Below are 17,459 nucleotides of genomic sequence, written 5' to 3' on the forward strand. Positions count from 1 at the left end.
AAACCATTGACGACTGACGATGATGGTTATATAATAGAGACTGTCAGTAACAGAAATCCCAGAACTGATACATAACCCGATTCCGTAGCTCAGCTGGGAGAGCGCTACCTTGACAGGGTAGAGGTCGCTGGTTCGAGCCCAGTCGGAATCATCGTTGAAACCCTTGTGTAGCAAGGGTTTTTTTGTTTTTTAACAACGAATATTTGTTCCGTTTCTTTTGGTTGGGGACGAATTGGGGACGAACTTTATCCGCCAGATTGTTTCTCAGTATTTTTAGGATCAAAATGATTAAAGTGTTCTGCGGTGTTAAATTCTAATTTGTTTGTGACATGACCATAAATATCTGAGGTTGTTTTAGCACTAGCATGTCCGGCTCTTTTCTGAATAGCATTAATGCTCTCACCTGCCTCTATAAGAAGAGCGACCATTGTATGTCTTAAATCATGTAGTCGAATGTTTTTTAATTTGTGTTTGTTTTTGATTTTTGACCATTTGGAAGTAGGGGTTGTGTAATGGAAAGGCTCACCAAAGCCATTATGAAATAAATATTGGTGATCATCTCCTTCCCATAAGTCACCAACTAATAGTTTTTCTTTTTTCCACATGATATGGAACTGCTTTAATTCATTCATATACCAGTTAGGCATCTTTACAAAACGTTTAGAACTTCTTGTTTTAGGTTCTTTAACATAGGGTTTTCCATCAACTGTCTTTGAAATTGAACGATTTATATGAAAGCCGCCGAGATCCCAATCAACATCTAAATGCCATTCAAGTGCAAGACCTTCACCGCGTCTTAGACCGCCAATCATAGCAGCTAAAAAATAAAGTCTCCATTTAATATCAACTTCTTGATACAAAATTTTTATACATTCAGCAGCTTCGTCAGATTCAAAATAGTTCATTTCTTGCTTTTCATGTTCTGGTTGAGGAAGTCCTTTCATAGGATCAACTTTAATAATCTTCCATTCTTCAGTAGCCGTTTTAAAAACAACTTGTAAAATTTTAAAAATGTCTTGGATAGTGGCTCCACTTAAACCTCCTGGTTTTCCATCCTTTCGTGCGCCATCTTTTTTTAAACTGTCTAAAAAATCTACAATATGAAGGCTTTTTATTTGTTCCATTTTTTTATTGCCAAAGACAGGGAGAATATGATTTTTTAAATGTCTCCAATATACATCGGAAGTAGTGAGAGAGTATGGTTTTCCGCTCTTTTGATAAAGCTTCTTCTCTTTCCACTTAGCGATAAAAGATTCAAATGTTAATTTTTCAGGTTCTATGTATTCTTCAGAAGAAACTTCGATTTTAAATTGATAGAGCTGGTCTGAGAGATACTCTTGCAATCTTCTTTTCGTCTTTAATAGTTTTGTATCTTCTATACGAATGGTTTTAGTTTTTTTCTTTCTTTTTCCGTTTATATCGTGACCAGCTTCAACAATTAATCTAAAAGAATTGTTTCCTCTTTTTTCAATGCTAGCCATATAAAACACCCCTTGTCTGAGAATAAGTTTTTTGATAATAGAGATTTAAACGGTGATTTGCAAATTCAGGAGTAACGTTAAAAATATTAGAAACTTTCAAGACAGCGAGTTCTGGTCTTTTGGGTAAATCCAAATCAATTAACATGAATGTTGGGATACAAAAATGATAAGCAAAATAATTCGCTTGTCTTTCTTGATAGATATTCCATAAAGTTTTAGTCAAATGAAAATTAGTGAATTTGCTAGATTGTCTAACTATATGGCAAAGTTCATGAGCGAAATCCTGCCATTGTTCCTCTTTAGATAGGTTTTTATTTAGAAAAATAGTGTACAGATTGTTAATTTCTACATAATGACTTGTGTCATTAACATAAAATATCCAAATGTCTAGATCATTAGCTATTTTGTGTTTATTTAATTGTGAAGGTTCAGTTATGCCAATATTACTAAGGAATGACTCAATCCAATCTTCTAAATGACTATTTATATATCTCAATGTTAATAAGCCCCTTTCTAAAAGAGAATGCTCTTAGATGAGTTAGAAACATATGTTCTGTTTTGGTGTGAAAATAAAAGCCCAATATGGGCAGTGTTTATTTAGTTTTAAAGAATAGTTTACCTGAAGTAGATATACTTTTATAAGCTATTAAAAAATCATCGTCTTTTTTTACTTGATTCACTATATAACCTTCAAGTGAACCACCGTTATATACTTCGCCTTCAAATTCTTTTGGCACAACAGTACCAATTTCCTCAGAATAAGGAGAACCATCACTACTAAAAAAGTCAAAGTTAAGAATTGGACTGAATAGTATAGGTTCATCATCTGTTTCAGAATTTGTCATCTTCACTTTGACCTTAACGAGTGCCCATTCAAAACCCTTTTTAGGTTGAGAAACAGTGCTATTCCTCTTATATAAAACATTAAATGCTTTATCTCCTCGAATAACCTCTTCTACATTCATCTTTAATTCAGCAGTATATTCATTATCCGATGCACTAATGTAATCGTCGAAATATATTGGCTTTTTTAAAGGTATAGGAGCAGTTCGTGTTCCATCAGCTTCTTTTTTAGTTTTCTTCTTAGCAGATGAACCCTCATTAGATTCCTGTTTATCGCTTTTTTCATTTGATTCATTTACTTTTGTATTCTGTGAATTACACGCTGTTAAAGACGTTGCTATTAAGAAAATAAGCACGCAAAAAAAAGTCTTTTTCAAAATATGCGCCCCTTTCATGAAATACATGTATGAAAGTAATTGAAGTCTTTTATTTAGTCACCATAGAAGTCTTTCTGCTTATCCCCTGGTTTACGACCTTCCTGAAGTCTTAGTGCTCTTTCAATTCTTTCAATTCTCTTTTCTATATCAGAATTTCCATCACTTGCAGCAGTAGACGCGTTGCCTGATCTCAGAAGTTGTTCTGCTTCAAACCTATAATCTTTCCCGGTTAGCAAATAATCTGTAGATACCCCAAAAACCTCAGCGATTTTCACAATTTCAATATCAGTTAAAGGACGAGTTCCTTTTTCTATTCTGTTCATTACACTGACATTCATATTGATTTTTTGAGCCAACTCTTTTTGGTTCCACTGTTTTTGTTCTCTCAATTTAATTATTCTTTCGCCTACAGCCAGCATCTTTAATCACCAACTTTCTATATTAGCAATATAAATCTTAACATTTTTCCAAAGTAGAAAAAAATAAATTGCTAAATTAGAAATAAAACAGTTGAAATTTCTTTTTTAGAAATGTATTATTAAATCAACAACAGGATTTCTAAAACAGAAATCGAGAGGAGGGAAATATGTTAGATTTAAAATTTGTCAAATCGAGACGTCATGTTAAACAAATTAATTTGCAACAAATGGCCAAGGCTCTAGGATTCAAAAATGCCTCAACATATATGAAATATGAGACAGGAGAATATGCCTTTAAAGCAAACCATCTCCCGATATTGGCTAAAGAATTAGACTGTGACATAAGGGATTTCTTTCGGAAATGAATTTCTAAAATAGAAATACAATTAAGTGACTAGGAGAGATAAGATATGCCATCAAAATCAACTATGACTGTTCATGAAACGGCTGATTTTCTTGGGGTACATCACGACACTGTTTACACAATGGTTCGTGAAAAACAAATACCTTTCTTCCGAGTAAGAAAAAGAATTTTCTTTAAACGAGAAGTTCTTGAAGAATGGCAATTAGCTCAAATGGAATCTAATTTTCAGCCAGTTGAATGATTAATAATTTACCACCTTAGAATACAGCGGATTTTTAGGTTTTTCTGTTCCAATTCGCAACATGTTCTATATAGGAACATTAAGGGGGTGAGGAAGTTGAGGTTGGGGGTAGTGCTCCGACAAGCAAGGAAAAGAGCTGGGATGTCCCAAGAGAAGTTGGCTGAATTGTTAAGTCGCTCAAGGAGCTGCATATCAAAATTTGAGAATGATCAAAAGATGCTTGATGTTCCTACATATGTACGGTGGATGGAGGCGACAAATGCAAAAGAAGCCATGATCGCAACCTTATGTGGTGTCGATCCACTTGCGGTCACGCAGCAAATTACAGCCATTATGGCTTTGTTTGGAGGATGAAGATGAGAAAAGCGATTTTCAAGAGTATTGATCATGAAGGGATAACAGCTGAAATGATCTGTATTGAGCAACTACAAAAAAGATTAATGAAAGCATTAGAGAGTGCTGATACAAATACGGCATTGGCAGCTCACAAAGATATTGCAAAATCACTAAACCAAATTCAGCGTTACGAAAGCCAAGCTAAGGTTCATTTATTAAAACAGGCTGCTAGGATTACAAAAATCAAATATCCAAAATCATTAAAAAATAGATTGCGAGGATTGATCTAGATGAAGTATTTGTTCACAGCAAGTCGCTTAATGAAGGCGAAAGATATCGTGAAACAATGTCAGATGCGTCATACAGAGGAAGGGCTCATTTTATTAGCCGCTCTGGAATTACAGATCAGAACGGAAATAGAAAACAGAAAAAAGCAGCAAGCTCCGACACTTACTGCTTAAATCATTTCAAACCATGAATAACAAAATGATCGATCTCATTATAGCGTTATTTAGAGATCACGACAAGGCTTATTCTTGTCGTCCGGCTTGCGGATGGGACAGTGCACACCTACCCCCTCAAATCATGCTCCATCCGCGGTCGGACGATGCGAATAAGCATCAAATAATGTGTTAGGGAGGAAAGAAGTCTTGAGAACTAAACCAGTTATTAAACCTTTCAGTGAGAGACAGTCTGATCAGTTCTATCTATCACAAGTGAATGGATCAATTGTGATGACTGACAAAGGTAAGCCATTGTTCCAATTTCCTGATAAACAAGCCTTTGAGAAATTTCAACAACTAAAGGCCGATGCGATCCGCTCAAAATTAGAGATTTCTTGATGCTCACACCAAACAGAAGAGGAGGGAAGAAGATGAATATTGAGCATCCGATCATCACAGAGATTAATAGATACGGCTATCCAAAAGAAATGGTGAGGCAAGAAGAGCACTTTGGAATTGATTTTTATGGGTCAGAAATTTTGCTAGAAGATGACTATGTTGAGGATAAAAATTCGGGTGAATTGATCTTGCGAGAAAATCTAGAACGCTATCTTGTAGAGGAGCTTGATTTTGAATTTAAAACAGCAAAATAAAAGAGCTCACTCCCACAAGTGAACTCATCTAAATAACCAGACACAGAATATGGTGTCAACCACTATTATAAGCAGGTTGGCACCTAAATTCAATGGGGGTTTCTTATATGAATGGATTGTCAAATGTTGATTACTCAAACTATATGGCAGCTTCACAACAATCAGCAGGAACGTCAGTAACAACCGAAGCAATGGTTAGTCGGCAGGCACAAGAAGTACAAGCAGCTATGGTCATAGCAAAGAAGTTTCCGCGAGACGTTTATGCTGCTTTTGAACGAATCAAGAAAGCATGTGAGCGTAGGCTATTAGCTGAGAATGCTGTCTACGAATATCCACGAGGTGGCACAAAGGTATCAGGTCCTTCAATTCGACTAGCTGAAGCTTTGGCGCAGAATTGGGGGAACATTGATTACGGAATCATGGAACTTGAACAAAAAGCAGGAGAATCTTCTGTTATGGCTTATGCATGGGATCTTGAAACCAATACTCGCCAGACCAAAATATTTACGGTAAAGCATGAACGAAAAGCAAAAGGAGCCATTACAAAGCTCAACGATCCAAGAGATATTTATGAACTGGTTGCAAACCAAGGAGCGCGTCGGGTTCGTGCGTGCATTCTCGGAGTGATACCAGGAGACATTGTTGATGCAGCAGTTGATATGTGTCAAAGAACGCTGATTAGTGGTCATAAAGAGCCTTTAGAAGACCGTTTAAGAAAAGCATTAACAACATTTAAATCTGATTTTGGTGTTACGAAGGAAATGGTCGAGGAATATGTCGGTAGTAAATTGGATGCATTTACTGAGCAGGATTACCTCAAAATAGGACGCATCTATACTTCACTTCGTGATGGAATGGCAAAGAAAGAGGACTATTTCAACGTCAAAACTTCAGGTGCTACTAATGCTACAAAATCCAAAATCGAAGAAGAGTTTCTAAAGCAGCAGGAACAAAAAGAGAGTGATACAAAGGCTGGTGAGCCAGCAAATGATGATGCCGACAATCAACAAGGAGAATTATTACTCTAACGAGATAGACCGAGTTTATATGTCAAATTCTCAATATAAGAGTTTCTTAGAGTGTGAGGCGGCTACAATGGCAAAACTCAACGGTGAATGGCAGCCGCCGTCCTCTGAGGCTCTTCTATTTGGACAATATGTTCATGCCTGGCTTGAAGGAGAGCAAGCCTTTGATGAATTTAAGATGAACACACCTGCTCTATTTACACAAAAGGGCCAATTATATAAACAGTATCAATTGGCTGATCTCATGATTGAAGCTATACAGAATGACGATTTGTGCATGTTTGTTCTTCAAGGAGATAAAGAAGTGATCATCACAGCTAAATTGTTCGGAGTGCCTTGGAAAGGAAAACTCGATGTGTACAACCCAGCAGGTGGGCGTTTTGCTGATCTTAAAACAACTCGATCTCTTAGGGAAAGGATATGGGATCAAGAGATTGGCTATTGTTCATTTGTAGAAGCCTATGGATATATTGCTCAAATGTCTCTCTATGCAGAATTAGAAAGACAGGAAGCAGGACGTAGTGAATGGTTAGAGCCTTTGATAGTGGCCATATCAAAAGAAGATCCACCAGATAAAGCAGTTATCAATATTGATGAGTCAAGGATGGAAATTGAGTTAGAAGATATAGAAAAAAACATGGAGCGGATCGTTCAGGTTAAGCATGGCGGAGAAAGACCGAGAAGATGTGAAAAGTGTAAGTATTGTCGATCTACAAACCGTCTTAGCCGGATCATCCATTTTTCTGAGCTGGTGAACAGCTAATGAGGGAGAAGCTAATCATTAAAGTTCCTATTCCGTTTGTGTACTTGTCTTTATCTAAATCAAGTCGTAATCAAGCTGCGTTATTTAGAGCGCATGTAAAGGGTTATATCCAAAGAAATGAGCCGGGTCTTACTTTTATTAAGAACAGTGGAATGTACGCCCTATGTGAGATTAAAAGGCTTTAATTGACGATGTTGGAGAGGAGGAAGTTATTTGTCTACTGGATGGGTAAAACTGCATCGCAAAATATTAGAACACGAATTATGGAATGACGTGACTACCTTTAGACTGTTCACTTTATTAGTTATGAGAGCTAGTCATCAAGATGGCTTCAAAATGAATGGAGTTGTATTAAATAAGGGCCAGTACATAAGATCGTACTCAAAACTATGTGAGGACCTCGCTTATAAAGAAGGAAGAGGGCTAAAAAAGCTGTCTAAAAGTACAATTATGCGTTCAATTAAGAAACTCGTTACGAACAACATCATCACTGTTAGCGAAACGGAACTAGGAACACTATTCACCATCGTGAAATACGAGTCATATCAAGAGTTTTCGAGTGATCACGAAACAGAACCCAGAACGGAAGAAGAACCTATCGCAGAACGAAGACGGAACGAAAGCGGTACGAAGTCGGAACTATATCAAGAATTAAAGAATTTAAGAATTAAAGAAGAAGAGGAAGAAGAAAAGAGAGCCTCAGTAGAAAATGATTTAACTCCTTTCCAGCAGATCGAAGCAAAGTACTTATCACGAAAAGGTGGGCTGATGTTAACGCCAAAAGATTCAGCTGCCATTGAAAGGATTCTCAAGGAACGAATCCCACTTGAAGACATATTGGTGTGGATCGACGAGGTATTTGATCAATATCAACCAAAGCATAGAGCAGACAGTATTAAATCATTTGCATACCTGGAATCAGCGATTCTTGATCGTTGGTATGCACAGCAGCACCAACCTCAGCCTCTTAAAAACAATGTTTCTGAATTTAAACCAAAGCAGCATAGACAAAGTAATTTAGACGCTCTAGCTCAATACGCAAAAGAAAATGGGATTAAATTTGGAGGAGGTTGATGGACATGAATCAAGAACAAGCAATGTCTATCCTAACAAGAATTGCAGCTGCCTATCCAAGGTTTGAACTCACTACAGACACCATCGGAAAAGAAAGAATTAAACTCTGGCTTGACCACTTAAAGGATCAACCCTATGAACAGGTTTTGAAAAAGATTGACCAGCACATTGCTGAAAAGAGGTTCCCACCTGCTATCGCAGAAATCAAAATCAAACAACCAGAGCAAAATGAATTCTTAGCGAAACAGAAAGCGTGGGAACAAAATGCAAAATTTGCGAAACGTAGAGGCTGAACAGTTTTTATTAGGTTGTATCATCCTTGAGGGTGATCTGATTAAGGAAACGGCACTAGAGCCCAGACATTTTGCTGAAGAGCGGCATAAGAGGATTTTCGAAGCGATGAGGGAAGTGGACAAGCTAGGTAAGCCTGTTGAATTGGCCAATATCGCTGCATCTATGGGAGACCTTTTAAATTCAATTGGAGGCTTTGAATACTTAACCAATCTTGCAAGTACTGTTCCCTCAAAACATGCTTTCGAGACCTATGAAACATTAATTTACGAGGCTTTTAGACTCAGAGATTTACAAAGTGCTGCTTTAGCTTTTGCTAATGCCCCATGCGATGAGGGGATCACTGAGCTTTATCAAAAAACCATTGAGGTGCAAGAAGTTGGAGTTAAAGCCACTCGGACGAAAATGGATGTTCTGACGGAGATATTCATGAGCATGGAAGAAGATCAAGGAGATCTTACAGGAGTTGACACTGGTCTTGCGGATCTGAATGCTATGACAGGTGGTTGGCAAAAAAGCGATTTGATTATCGTGGCTGCTCGTCCATCCATGGGAAAGACTGCTTTTGCTCTTAACTTAGGATGTAACAACGCGCTAAAGGGTGGAGTAACTGATATTTTCTCGCTCGAAATGTCAGATACACAGTTAACTCATCGAATGTTAAGCAGCCTTGGGAGAATTGAAGGCACGAAGTGGAGAAATCCAAAAAAGTACTTTAGCGATCAAGATTATGATAGAGCTAACAAAGCCATGGGTGAATACGAAAAATTAGATATCTATATTCATGATCAGCCTACCCAAACAGTCGCAGATATCCGGTCCCAAATCCGTAAAACTAAAAAGGATCACCCTGATCAAAATCATTTAGTGGTCATTGACTACCTTCAACTCATTACCCCAATCGGTAAATTTGAGAGCAAAAACTATGAGGTTGGTGCCATCACCAAAGAGCTGAAGAATATGGCGAGAAGCTTTAATGTCCCAATCATTTTACTATCACAGCTCTCACGTGGAGTGGAACAGAGGCAAGATAAGCGTCCAATGATGTCTGATCTGCGTGATTCAGGAAGCATTGAACAAGACGCTGATATCGTTACGTTCCTCTATCGTGATGATTATTACAACAAAGATAGTGAACAGAAAAACATAGTTGAAATCATCTTTGCTAAACAGCGAAATGGTGAAGTTGGGACAATAAATGCTGCTTTTATGAAAGAGTACGGAAGGTTTGTAAACTTGTCGCGGCAAATGGAAGCCGCTTTATGATACGGAGGATGAATATGTCAAATATTAATAGCAAACAGCGTCGTGAGTACCTTTTAAGCGAATTAACTCGTATTGGATATTTAGCTAGTTTGGACAAGAACCCCGAAAATTTATCACTCTATGAACTTGAAATGCTTGTCATTTCTCTCAAGAGTCAACGTGGCAGCAGGGTGTTAACATATAACGCTAAGATGGAGGCATCTGAATGAAGATAGCATTCACCGTCTACGGAGAGCCAGTTGCACAAGGGCGTCCAAGAGCTACCCATATGAATGGAATGACAAGGTTATACGACCCCAAGAAGTCACGAGACTTTAAGCAATATGTGAGGTTGGCAGCAAGTGATCACCGTCCAGATCAGCTCCTTACAGGTCCACTTGAATTGAAAGTGAAAGTCTATAAATCCATATTAAAAAGCTTCAGCAAGAAAAAAGCAGCAGCAGCCGAAAAAGGCGAGTTGAGACCAGCCAAGAAACCTGATGTTGATAATTACATCAAAGGGATAAAAGATGGCCTGAATAAAGTCATTTGGCGGGATGATAGTCAAATTGTTGACCTGCATGTCAGCAAATTCTATAGCAGTTCACCGAGAATTGAAGTCGAAGTCTCAACTCTCACACCAACCCATGAGGAGGAACAAATATGTCTTTTGTAAATTTTGATGGATCAGTCAAGAAAGTAAATCACAAGCCTAAGGGTGTTACAGAATTGGTCCTTGAAATCTCAACGAAGGATCTAGGAAACAGCATTCAAAATCTTGCTGAAATGATTGATAACGATGTGCGTGTTGAAATTGAGAGCGATGTTGTCCGCTATAACGTGCAGATCAATGCTCACACTGAGCGACCTATCGTAAATTATCAAGTAGACCAGAGCGGCGTGGTTCACATTGCTGAGCCAGAACCAGAACAGTTAGAGGCTGAATTGGGCTTACCTGTAGAAAAACCACAAATTGAAGAAAAACCTATGGAAATTAAACGCGTAGTGGTGAATCAATTCATCCAAGAAGGTATGGCACCAGAGCAAGAAGGTTTCCCAGAGAATATGGCTGACATTGTGAAACGGCGCATTGAGGGTGAATCATACCGCAAATTGGCTTCAGAGCTTGAGATGTCATCCGGCGCAATAGTTGATCTGATCAATGACTACCGAGCTGCAGTGGCTCCACTCGCTGAAAAATGGTGGGATTGGAAAGAGGATCAAGCCAATGAAGCTGTGCCAATGCAAAAAAATGAAGAAGCAGCTGATGTAGATTTAGATTCCTCTCAAAGTGTGAAAGACGATTCTGACGGGAATGATCAAAAAGAAGAGGAAGACGGGGCTGCCTAAGATGGCACGCAAACACTCAAAACGGTGGTTCTTGCTTTATCGCGAAGAGGATGGACAGCGCATCCACCTCTATGAACCACTTAAAAAATATGAACTGCTCAGTCGGATCAGGAAAGGATGGAGGATTATCAGATGAAAAACAAATTCTTAGAAGGAGACTGGATCAAAGCATCAAGGAAAGACAAAAGAGAAACACTTAACAAAGAAGGTTATGTACTTAAAGTATCTGAAGATGACATTTTAGTAAGGTTCCTTAGTGGTAATACCTTGGTTGTTCCAAAGTCTTGGGCTGAAAATTTGGATGAGGCGCTTACTGAAGATGATCTGAAGGTTTTGATTGACCTGTCTTTAGATTTAAGGGACGAACACCTCTTTAGAATGTGTGTACGTGATTTGCAAGCTCTCCAGGGCAAATAAAAAGAACCGAAGCACAAGGCCCCAGTTCTATTGATCTGCACAATTCATTATAACATGGGAGGCCTTGTGCATGAATAATCCTTATAAACATATAGACTCTAACGTCTCAATTTATCAGCTTTTTGAAAAAGGAGAGGTTAAAGTCATTATCCTAGATGGCCATTCCAATAATGTAGTGTTGGCTGAAACGCCAATGTATGGAAAAACTGAGATAACAACACGTGATGGTCAATTCACAAATTTAAATTACAACAGTTCATTTAAATTTAAGTAAAAGAGATGCTTCTTAGAATATTAGTTGTAGAGGTTTTGATAAAGAGGAGATGAGTCAAGGTAATCAAACACTCAAGGCGACACCTACTAAGATAGATGTTTTAAGAAAATCGAACAGTGTAGTAAATTTCTCTACAAAAGAATAAAAAGGATTTTCCATAGTATCAGCCCCATTCATGAAATTCATAATAAATAATGTGAACAGTAAAATAATCAATTCCATAGTGGGTATCGCAACTGCGGAGATGCCGCCTTTAGTGTTTGATTTAATAGGATAAGAATAGCATTATTTCTATTTGTTTTCAAATTTCAAAATCTTATAGTTATTAAGAGGTGTAAGAATTGATAGCAGAACAATTGTCCCTACTGCCTGAGATCGATGAGAAGCAAGTCAGAAATGCTCTTATCAAGGAGTTGAAGGTCTATAGGGCCCTGAAGGTGAAGGAGGAAAATAGAAAGGAACAGGAGGCAAATGGCGCAACAGGCCTTTTTCCTTCTCTCAGGAACCAGGAAGTTTTAAATGAACTGAAGGTCCGGCAGATTGAAAGAGCGCTAGAAAACAGCCTAGATGAAATTGAGCAAGACATCATTCGGATGAAATACCTGACATCACGTGCGGTGAAGGATTTGGAGGTGTGTGAAGAACTGGGTCTGAAGAAAGACCGGTATTACAAATTGAAGAAGCAAGCGACATTTAATCTTTCAACAGCACTCGGAATCATATGAGTGCTGTTTTTATATATATGGTATTTTAGGATCATTTAATAATAGATACATATATTGTATATTGGATTTGTTGTAAATAATTTGGAAAAGGAGTATCAGAATGAAGAAATTTGCTTATTCGATTTTCTTTATGGTTTTTCTGTTGACGGCATGGTTATGGACAAGTGATGCGGAAGCTAGTCAATCAAAGGACGGTATCACAACATACAAAGAGACACATGTACTAGAAGTTGACGAAAATGGACATGCAAAAGAAATACAGAGTAAATCTGATATTATTGATCAAGCAAGACAACAATTTAAAAACCAACCTCATGATCCACCTCAAAGAAATATGCCACAGGGTGACACCGTAGTGCTGCAACCATCCACTAAGAATAAAAATACTAATAAGACTCCAGACGCTAATACTAAAGTCGCGAATACAATTGTCATTGATACATTGTTTAAGTTAGATCAATCGAAAAAGGCAATTACTCATAGTTCTACAATTCGTAGCATTATAGGCAAAGCGAAGCCGGTTATTGTAATTGTAGGTAGCACTCTATTTGTAGGAGATGATTATGCGGGGAAATATAATGCAATTTCAACTTATTCTAAAGAATTTACGGGTTCTCAGATAAAAGTTGGTGCTACAAAATCTAAAACGTATAAGATGGTTAAAACGAAATTTGTGTATAAATCCGATATACTGACAGCCGGTTGGGTCGGAAGTGCCCCAGGTACTAAACAGAGTACAACTGAAACATATTTAGTTAATAAAAATGCTTATCAATATCCGCAAATTCATAATAGTCATAGTGGTAAATCATTGCCGGCACCAACAAAAGCAAATATGAAATGGTATAAGCCTGAAGATAGAGTTAAGAGAGATAAGGATATCCGAAATAAATATATCAGATGGTATATTGGTAAATACGGCGATCCTAAATGGGATTGGTCAGGTTTAGATATTCACCATGTTATACCTTTAGAATATGGTGGCGATAATAAAATGGGTAATTTATATGCACTCACAAGAACGCTACATCAACAAGAGGTTTCTCCTTGGTGGAGAGGATATAGATAGAAGGTGAAAGATTGAGTAGGATCGTGCAGATATTACAAGAGCTTAAAAATCAATTAGATGAGAAGAACATCATCAAATTCTCGGTAGACGGAGAAGTCTATGAAAAGTGCTGTACCTTTAATGCTCCAGCCGATCAAGATAATATAAAACAATTTGAAAAGAAACACCATGCATTGCCTGACGATCTCAAAGAGTTTTTATGTCTACATAATGGCGCAAGAATATTTGAAGACATAGTTTTCGGGAACAAGGTAGGTGGAGGATTACATGTTTTCAGTTTAGAAGAAATCGAATCTGAGTTGTCTAATGATTTTTTTGATCAGGTTGATGGAACAGCTATTGCTGCTCTTTTTGAAGGGTGCTATTTGATACTAAATAAGGGAAATTCCAACCTTTATCTATTTGAAGACGGTTTAGAATATAGGCTGCTTGATGTAGATTTTGAAACTTTTCTTCAGAAGTATATTGATTGTGAAGGCGATGCGTTTTGGGAATAGTATTAATTAGAGTGCCCATAAAGGAGGGCACTCAGGTTGACAATAGAATTTTGAAATTCTTAATTTTGCACATCAGCCTCTACAGTAGCCACTGATTGTTGAGAATCATCAATCTGAAGCCAATCTACTTCAGGTTTAACAATTAATCTAGCATTATTATAAGCCATACTCATTGTTAAGCAAGTTCTAGCCTGATAAAAGCCATTCTCTTTTTTTATAGCTAATGCTAAATCAGGCATCTCCGATGTCGTGGATAAAGAGAGTGGTACTAATAATTGTATCGAATCTTTGTAGTATTGAGGAACAGCTAATTTATAGTTAGCTGCCACCTTTTTTTTAGCTACCTCGATAGCCCCAGTTAAATGTTGAGACAATTTCACAGGTGATAACTTTTGAAACTCGTTAGGCAATCTGTTAATATTCTCTTCTTCAGCAAGAATGTGTGAAACATTAGGTCTTATATCAATTCGATAATCGTAAATCAAATCTCCCACATTGTTAAAATATTGGGCACGTTCAGGAAGTTGTTTAAAAACATTTAAAGCAGTATCTGATTCAGTCTTAAAACCAGCTAAGTACCAGTCTTGTTGTTCTTTATTTTTATTTTTTTCAAAAAAGGCATATACAGGTTCTAACAGCTTAGTAAATAACCCAGTATTGAAAACTGCATGCCCCTCATTATCAGCAGTAATCGAGATAAATTTTTGCCTTTCAATATCATCAGCACTTGAATAATCACTATAGATTTTTTTGAAAGTGTGGTTTAAATAATTAAACAGAATTTGATTATTTTCTCCCCAATTTTCCTCTAAACAGATATTTTTTAATTCTTTAATTCTGTTTCGTAGATTCCCTAAATAAGCAAAATCTTTTAACTCCGAAATAGTTTCACTAGCCATAAAATCCCCCCAACAATTGACAAAGTATAAATAAAATTATAATATTAACTCATTATTTAGTCCAAACATTATTTTTTAAAAAACATTAGTTGGTTGCCTTTTAATTATTTTTGTGGAAGAAATATTTTTTTGGAATTATTAGAACAAAAGAGATCTGAAAGCTGTCGAGATTATCTCGACAGCTTTTTTTTGAAGATATATAAATCATATATGAAAAAATATGAAAAGAATTGAGAAATACCTTTACTTGTATTGCCGATAAAAAGCCGACAATAAGGGGGATAAAAAGGGGACCTTTTTTCCAATGTGGTTCATCGTATGATAGAGACAAGCAAAACAAACGTGAATATTTTGTCCAGAAGGAAGAACCTGCGGACGCTGATCATTGAGCACTCTAAGTGCCTTGATTGGTGTCCGCTTTTTTTATTGGGAGATGCGCCTTTCCCTTATCAATGGTGTATCTGGATACGGAACAAAGGTGTTGAGGAATGTGGCCATACGAGAGGGGCATTCTGAGCCTGGATAGCAGCTGGTCTGCGGCAGCCGTATCGAGGACAGTTTTTTATTTTATTTAATGATGGACTGTACTTGGCATCCTCTCGGAGTGTAGTCATCATTTCAAAATCTATTTAAGCGAATAGCGTAAGGCGGTGCTTATTCGGCAAGGAGAGTATGAACATGAAGATCAGGGATTCTGTTTCTAAAGAGACATTAAAGCAATTTAAAAGCATTGCTCCTGGTTCTAATAGAAAGAAGGAGAGCGATGCTGATCCCATTACGAATAGGGATTGGGAAGAAATTATGGGAACGAGACGCGAAACGTACCAACGACAAGGCGGCCGTATCCGGAGGAAACGCTGATGATTTGATGGGAACAGTCGTCTTTTGGGTGTATGGCTGCAGGTGCTTTGGTGAGGGATAGGAGCGCAAAAATATAAAAAGGGAGATGATGAGCATGGCATCATTAAAAGGTGTATCAGCGAATCCGACAAAGGCGAATCATTTTTTAGGAAAGGATAAGGTTGTTCGTATTGCTGTCAAAAATGACAATGACTATATCGCAGGACCGAATCTTATTCCGCAGCGCAAGGTTAATGGAAAGTGGGAGACGATTAAAACCAATTCACCAAACCCGCTTAACCCAGCAGAGAAACAGTACGATGAATTCAGCATCAAGGAATCACTTGATAACAAGAAAGGCACGTATCGATTCAGGGTTGATGTAGAGCGATACGACAAACATGGCAACCATGTTGAAACTGTTGGTACGTTCTACACATCTGAATTTTACGTTAAATAAAAACAATGCACTGAATGCCTGAAAATTTCCAAATCACCTCCGATATAAGTTTAGGAGGTGATTCTTTTGAACGAATCTAATGAAAACGAAGAACAAATGCTATTTGGTCAGATTAAAGACGTGTCAATGTATTTGCTGCGCTTTGGGAAGAATATACATAAAGCAAATATTAATGAACAAACAGCATTCAAAGAGAAAGTTAAGAAGTATCATAGTAGTGAAAAAATCAACATGCTTTTGAAGAGGCTTGAAGAAGGACTCGATACTCATAAATCTTTAAGTCATTTTACTACTGCTTTTTTTACAATTTTGGCTGTAATATTAGGTAGTACAATAAATTATGGTCTCAGTTTGTCAGATGCAGAAGGAGCAGAAGGAGCAGCCCCAATGATTATATTAATGACCTTTTATATTGCAATTATAGTTTGGGGTTATCAATCTATAACTCATTCAATAAAGCTAAAAAAAGCGAACAGATATAAAACATTGCTATTAGAGTGCTTAGATGAAATATCTGAAAAGGAAAGCGAAAGGCGTTTCTTAAAATTAACAAATAAGTACCGAACACCTTAGGAGGCAGGGTGTTTTTTGGCGTGAAACGGGCACATTATTTTGTTTGAGAGCGGCTTCTATGGAGGAGGTCGTTTTTTCGTTCGACAAATTCTGAGAATAGTTCCATATACTCGCATTCTGCCGATATAAATGCTGGAGGTGAAATATGCAACTTACTCGTAAAGACAACATACTAATATCTATCATTATATTTTTAATTCTAGTAGACTTGCTTGTTCTTTTAGCGATTTTAGATGTTCTATTTGAAGATTTAGTAACAATATGGGCTGGAATCATTGCTTTTGTAGGGGCAATAATAGGTGGGGCAATTACTTACTTTGGAGTTAAACTTCAAATTAAACATAGGGAAAAAGAATTGTTCATGGAAACAGCGAATGAAAAACTCGTCCAAATGAACATATTGATTAATTCATTAAAACCTATGTTTAATGAATTTTTTTATATAAGATACACTGAAACTGATGAGGAAAAAAAGGCTGAGAAATTTCGAAAATGTGTTAAAGAATTTGACAGATCGCTAACTCAGCATAAAGAAATTGTACAAAAATGTCTTGATTACAATTTAGTAGGATTAATCGAATACCACCAAAGGTCTTTATCTCTAGAAGGTGAAATACTGAATATTAATGAAATAAAAAATGACGTGGATAATTTAAGAAAAGTATACAACATGATAAAAGATGAAATGTATGAGATTGAAGAGAAATATATGCAGCTTAAAAATACAAAATAGGCATTCAGCGAGGTGCTTTTTGTTCGACAAATTCTGCAAATAATTGCATATTCTTACTTTACTCCGA

29 protein-coding genes and 1 tRNA gene are annotated in these 17,459 nt (G+C 37.1%); 25 read left to right on the forward strand and 5 right to left on the reverse strand.

Annotation, left to right across the window (positions count from 1 at the left end):
• The first annotated feature begins 78 nt into the window (after positions 1 to 78).
• Positions 79 to 151, forward strand: a tRNA-Val gene (locus MHB38_RS05875).
• Positions 152 to 245: 94 nt separating this feature from the next.
• On the opposite strand, the gene MHB38_RS05880 is transcribed toward MHB38_RS05875, so the two are convergent.
• The 4 genes from MHB38_RS05880 to MHB38_RS05895 all read right to left on the reverse strand — a co-directional run bounded on the left by MHB38_RS05880 (position 246) and on the right by MHB38_RS05895 (position 3,120).
• Positions 246 to 1,481: a tyrosine-type recombinase/integrase gene (locus MHB38_RS05880; protein ID WP_133743983.1), complete on the reverse strand. Its 1,236-nt coding sequence runs from the start codon at positions 1,479 to 1,481 to the stop codon at positions 246 to 248.
• The gene (locus MHB38_RS05885) at positions 1,474 to 1,977 is read right to left on the reverse strand and encodes an ImmA/IrrE family metallo-endopeptidase (protein WP_046343204.1); all 504 of its coding nucleotides are present in this window, start codon (positions 1,975 to 1,977) and stop codon (positions 1,474 to 1,476) included. The genes MHB38_RS05880 and MHB38_RS05885 overlap by 8 nt, the downstream gene beginning before the upstream one ends.
• Positions 1,978 to 2,074: 97 nt before the next feature.
• Entirely contained in the window at positions 2,075 to 2,701 is a 627-nt protein-coding gene (locus tag MHB38_RS05890; RefSeq protein WP_166644683.1) for a DUF4352 domain-containing protein, read from the reverse strand.
• Between the two features lie 53 nt (positions 2,702 to 2,754).
• Positions 2,755 to 3,120 (reverse strand): helix-turn-helix domain-containing protein, encoded by a 366-nt coding sequence (locus MHB38_RS05895; protein ID WP_223254151.1) that lies wholly within the window; start codon positions 3,118 to 3,120, stop codon positions 2,755 to 2,757.
• Between the two features lie 167 nt (positions 3,121 to 3,287).
• On the opposite strand from MHB38_RS05895, the gene MHB38_RS05900 reads away from it, so the two are divergent.
• From MHB38_RS05900 to MHB38_RS05995, 20 genes are all read left to right on the forward strand, one after another.
• The gene (locus MHB38_RS05900) at positions 3,288 to 3,485 is read left to right on the forward strand and encodes a helix-turn-helix domain-containing protein (protein WP_046343209.1); all 198 of its coding nucleotides are present in this window, start codon (positions 3,288 to 3,290) and stop codon (positions 3,483 to 3,485) included.
• A gap of 45 nt (positions 3,486 to 3,530) precedes the next feature.
• Complete coding sequence (locus MHB38_RS05905) at positions 3,531 to 3,725, forward strand: helix-turn-helix domain-containing protein (protein ID WP_096881243.1); 195 nt, start codon at positions 3,531 to 3,533, stop codon at positions 3,723 to 3,725.
• Positions 3,726 to 3,836: 111 nt separating this feature from the next.
• A complete protein-coding gene (locus MHB38_RS05910; RefSeq protein WP_223251388.1) occupies positions 3,837 to 4,079 on the forward strand; it encodes a helix-turn-helix domain-containing protein in 243 nt (80 codons plus the stop codon).
• 2 nt (positions 4,080 to 4,081) lie between these two features.
• Positions 4,082 to 4,351: a hypothetical protein gene (locus MHB38_RS05915; RefSeq protein WP_087976836.1), complete on the forward strand. Its 270-nt coding sequence runs from the start codon at positions 4,082 to 4,084 to the stop codon at positions 4,349 to 4,351.
• The gene (locus MHB38_RS05920; RefSeq protein WP_155267116.1) at positions 4,352 to 4,522 is read left to right on the forward strand and encodes a hypothetical protein; all 171 of its coding nucleotides are present in this window, start codon (positions 4,352 to 4,354) and stop codon (positions 4,520 to 4,522) included. It abuts the gene before it with no gap.
• 189 nt (positions 4,523 to 4,711) lie between these two features.
• A complete protein-coding gene (locus MHB38_RS05925) occupies positions 4,712 to 4,903 on the forward strand; it encodes a hypothetical protein (RefSeq protein ID WP_133743980.1) in 192 nt (63 codons plus the stop codon).
• A gap of 32 nt (positions 4,904 to 4,935) precedes the next feature.
• Entirely contained in the window at positions 4,936 to 5,157 is a 222-nt protein-coding gene (locus MHB38_RS05930) for a YqaI family protein (RefSeq protein WP_133743979.1), read from the forward strand.
• A 107-nt stretch (positions 5,158 to 5,264) separates the two neighbouring features.
• The gene (locus MHB38_RS05935; protein WP_133743978.1) at positions 5,265 to 6,185 is read left to right on the forward strand and encodes a hypothetical protein; all 921 of its coding nucleotides are present in this window, start codon (positions 5,265 to 5,267) and stop codon (positions 6,183 to 6,185) included.
• On the forward strand, positions 6,145 to 6,945 hold the full coding sequence (locus MHB38_RS05940; protein ID WP_341002786.1) for a PD-(D/E)XK nuclease-like domain-containing protein: 801 nt from the start codon (positions 6,145 to 6,147) through the stop codon (positions 6,943 to 6,945). Before MHB38_RS05935 ends, MHB38_RS05940 begins: the two co-directional genes overlap by 41 nt.
• A 213-nt stretch (positions 6,946 to 7,158) precedes the next feature.
• Positions 7,159 to 8,019, forward strand: coding sequence for a hypothetical protein (locus MHB38_RS05945; RefSeq protein WP_210552367.1), 861 nt, complete (start codon positions 7,159 to 7,161; stop codon positions 8,017 to 8,019).
• Between the two features lie 5 nt (positions 8,020 to 8,024).
• Positions 8,025 to 8,312 carry a replicative helicase loader/inhibitor gene (locus MHB38_RS05950; protein ID WP_073979814.1) on the forward strand — a complete coding sequence of 96 codons (288 nt, stop codon included), beginning with the start codon at positions 8,025 to 8,027 and terminating at the stop codon, positions 8,310 to 8,312.
• Positions 8,284 to 9,576: a replicative DNA helicase gene (dnaB, locus tag MHB38_RS05955; RefSeq protein ID WP_210552368.1), complete on the forward strand. Its 1,293-nt coding sequence runs from the start codon at positions 8,284 to 8,286 to the stop codon at positions 9,574 to 9,576. The genes MHB38_RS05950 and dnaB overlap by 29 nt, the downstream gene beginning before the upstream one ends.
• A 14-nt stretch (positions 9,577 to 9,590) precedes the next feature.
• On the forward strand, positions 9,591 to 9,785 hold the full coding sequence (locus MHB38_RS05960; protein ID WP_034667616.1) for a hypothetical protein: 195 nt from the start codon (positions 9,591 to 9,593) through the stop codon (positions 9,783 to 9,785).
• Positions 9,782 to 10,231, forward strand: a complete 450-nt coding sequence (locus MHB38_RS05965) for a RusA family crossover junction endodeoxyribonuclease (protein ID WP_341002795.1) — start codon at positions 9,782 to 9,784, stop codon at positions 10,229 to 10,231. Before MHB38_RS05960 ends, MHB38_RS05965 begins: the two co-directional genes overlap by 4 nt.
• A complete protein-coding gene (locus MHB38_RS05970; protein WP_341002798.1) occupies positions 10,219 to 10,905 on the forward strand; it encodes a hypothetical protein in 687 nt (228 codons plus the stop codon). The genes MHB38_RS05965 and MHB38_RS05970 overlap by 13 nt, the downstream gene beginning before the upstream one ends.
• A gap of 132 nt (positions 10,906 to 11,037) precedes the next feature.
• Entirely contained in the window at positions 11,038 to 11,322 is a 285-nt protein-coding gene (locus MHB38_RS05975; RefSeq protein ID WP_341002800.1) for a hypothetical protein, read from the forward strand.
• 70 nt (positions 11,323 to 11,392) lie between these two features.
• Complete coding sequence (locus tag MHB38_RS05980) at positions 11,393 to 11,596, forward strand: XtrA/YqaO family protein (RefSeq protein WP_341002802.1); 204 nt, start codon at positions 11,393 to 11,395, stop codon at positions 11,594 to 11,596.
• Positions 11,597 to 11,937: 341 nt separating this feature from the next.
• Positions 11,938 to 12,321, forward strand: coding sequence for an ArpU family phage packaging/lysis transcriptional regulator (locus MHB38_RS05985; protein ID WP_341002805.1), 384 nt, complete (start codon positions 11,938 to 11,940; stop codon positions 12,319 to 12,321).
• A gap of 100 nt (positions 12,322 to 12,421) precedes the next feature.
• Positions 12,422 to 13,390: an HNH endonuclease signature motif containing protein gene (locus tag MHB38_RS05990; RefSeq protein ID WP_341002808.1), complete on the forward strand. Its 969-nt coding sequence runs from the start codon at positions 12,422 to 12,424 to the stop codon at positions 13,388 to 13,390.
• An 11-nt stretch (positions 13,391 to 13,401) separates the two neighbouring features.
• The gene (locus MHB38_RS05995) at positions 13,402 to 13,887 is read left to right on the forward strand and encodes an SMI1/KNR4 family protein (protein ID WP_250026233.1); all 486 of its coding nucleotides are present in this window, start codon (positions 13,402 to 13,404) and stop codon (positions 13,885 to 13,887) included.
• A gap of 59 nt (positions 13,888 to 13,946) precedes the next feature.
• On the opposite strand, the gene MHB38_RS06000 is transcribed toward MHB38_RS05995, so the two are convergent.
• Positions 13,947 to 14,786: a DUF3825 domain-containing protein gene (locus MHB38_RS06000; protein ID WP_250026235.1), complete on the reverse strand. Its 840-nt coding sequence runs from the start codon at positions 14,784 to 14,786 to the stop codon at positions 13,947 to 13,949.
• A 678-nt stretch (positions 14,787 to 15,464) separates the two neighbouring features.
• On the opposite strand from MHB38_RS06000, the gene MHB38_RS06005 reads away from it, so the two are divergent.
• The 4 genes from MHB38_RS06005 (at position 15,465) to MHB38_RS06020 (ending at position 17,392) form a co-directional block, all read left to right on the forward strand.
• Positions 15,465 to 15,647 carry a hypothetical protein gene (locus MHB38_RS06005; protein ID WP_341002817.1) on the forward strand — a complete coding sequence of 61 codons (183 nt, stop codon included), beginning with the start codon at positions 15,465 to 15,467 and terminating at the stop codon, positions 15,645 to 15,647.
• A 94-nt stretch (positions 15,648 to 15,741) separates the two neighbouring features.
• A complete protein-coding gene (locus tag MHB38_RS06010; RefSeq protein WP_046343240.1) occupies positions 15,742 to 16,086 on the forward strand; it encodes a hypothetical protein in 345 nt (114 codons plus the stop codon).
• A 66-nt stretch (positions 16,087 to 16,152) separates the two neighbouring features.
• On the forward strand, positions 16,153 to 16,659 hold the full coding sequence (locus MHB38_RS06015) for a hypothetical protein (RefSeq protein WP_250026236.1): 507 nt from the start codon (positions 16,153 to 16,155) through the stop codon (positions 16,657 to 16,659).
• A 145-nt stretch (positions 16,660 to 16,804) separates the two neighbouring features.
• On the forward strand, positions 16,805 to 17,392 hold the full coding sequence (locus MHB38_RS06020; RefSeq protein WP_341002822.1) for a hypothetical protein: 588 nt from the start codon (positions 16,805 to 16,807) through the stop codon (positions 17,390 to 17,392).
• Positions 17,393 to 17,459: the final 67 nt, after the last annotated feature.

It is taken from the genome of Bacillus sp. FSL K6-3176 (assembly GCF_038003325.1).
Lineage (GTDB): Bacteria > Bacillota > Bacilli > Bacillales > Bacillaceae > Bacillus > Bacillus altitudinis.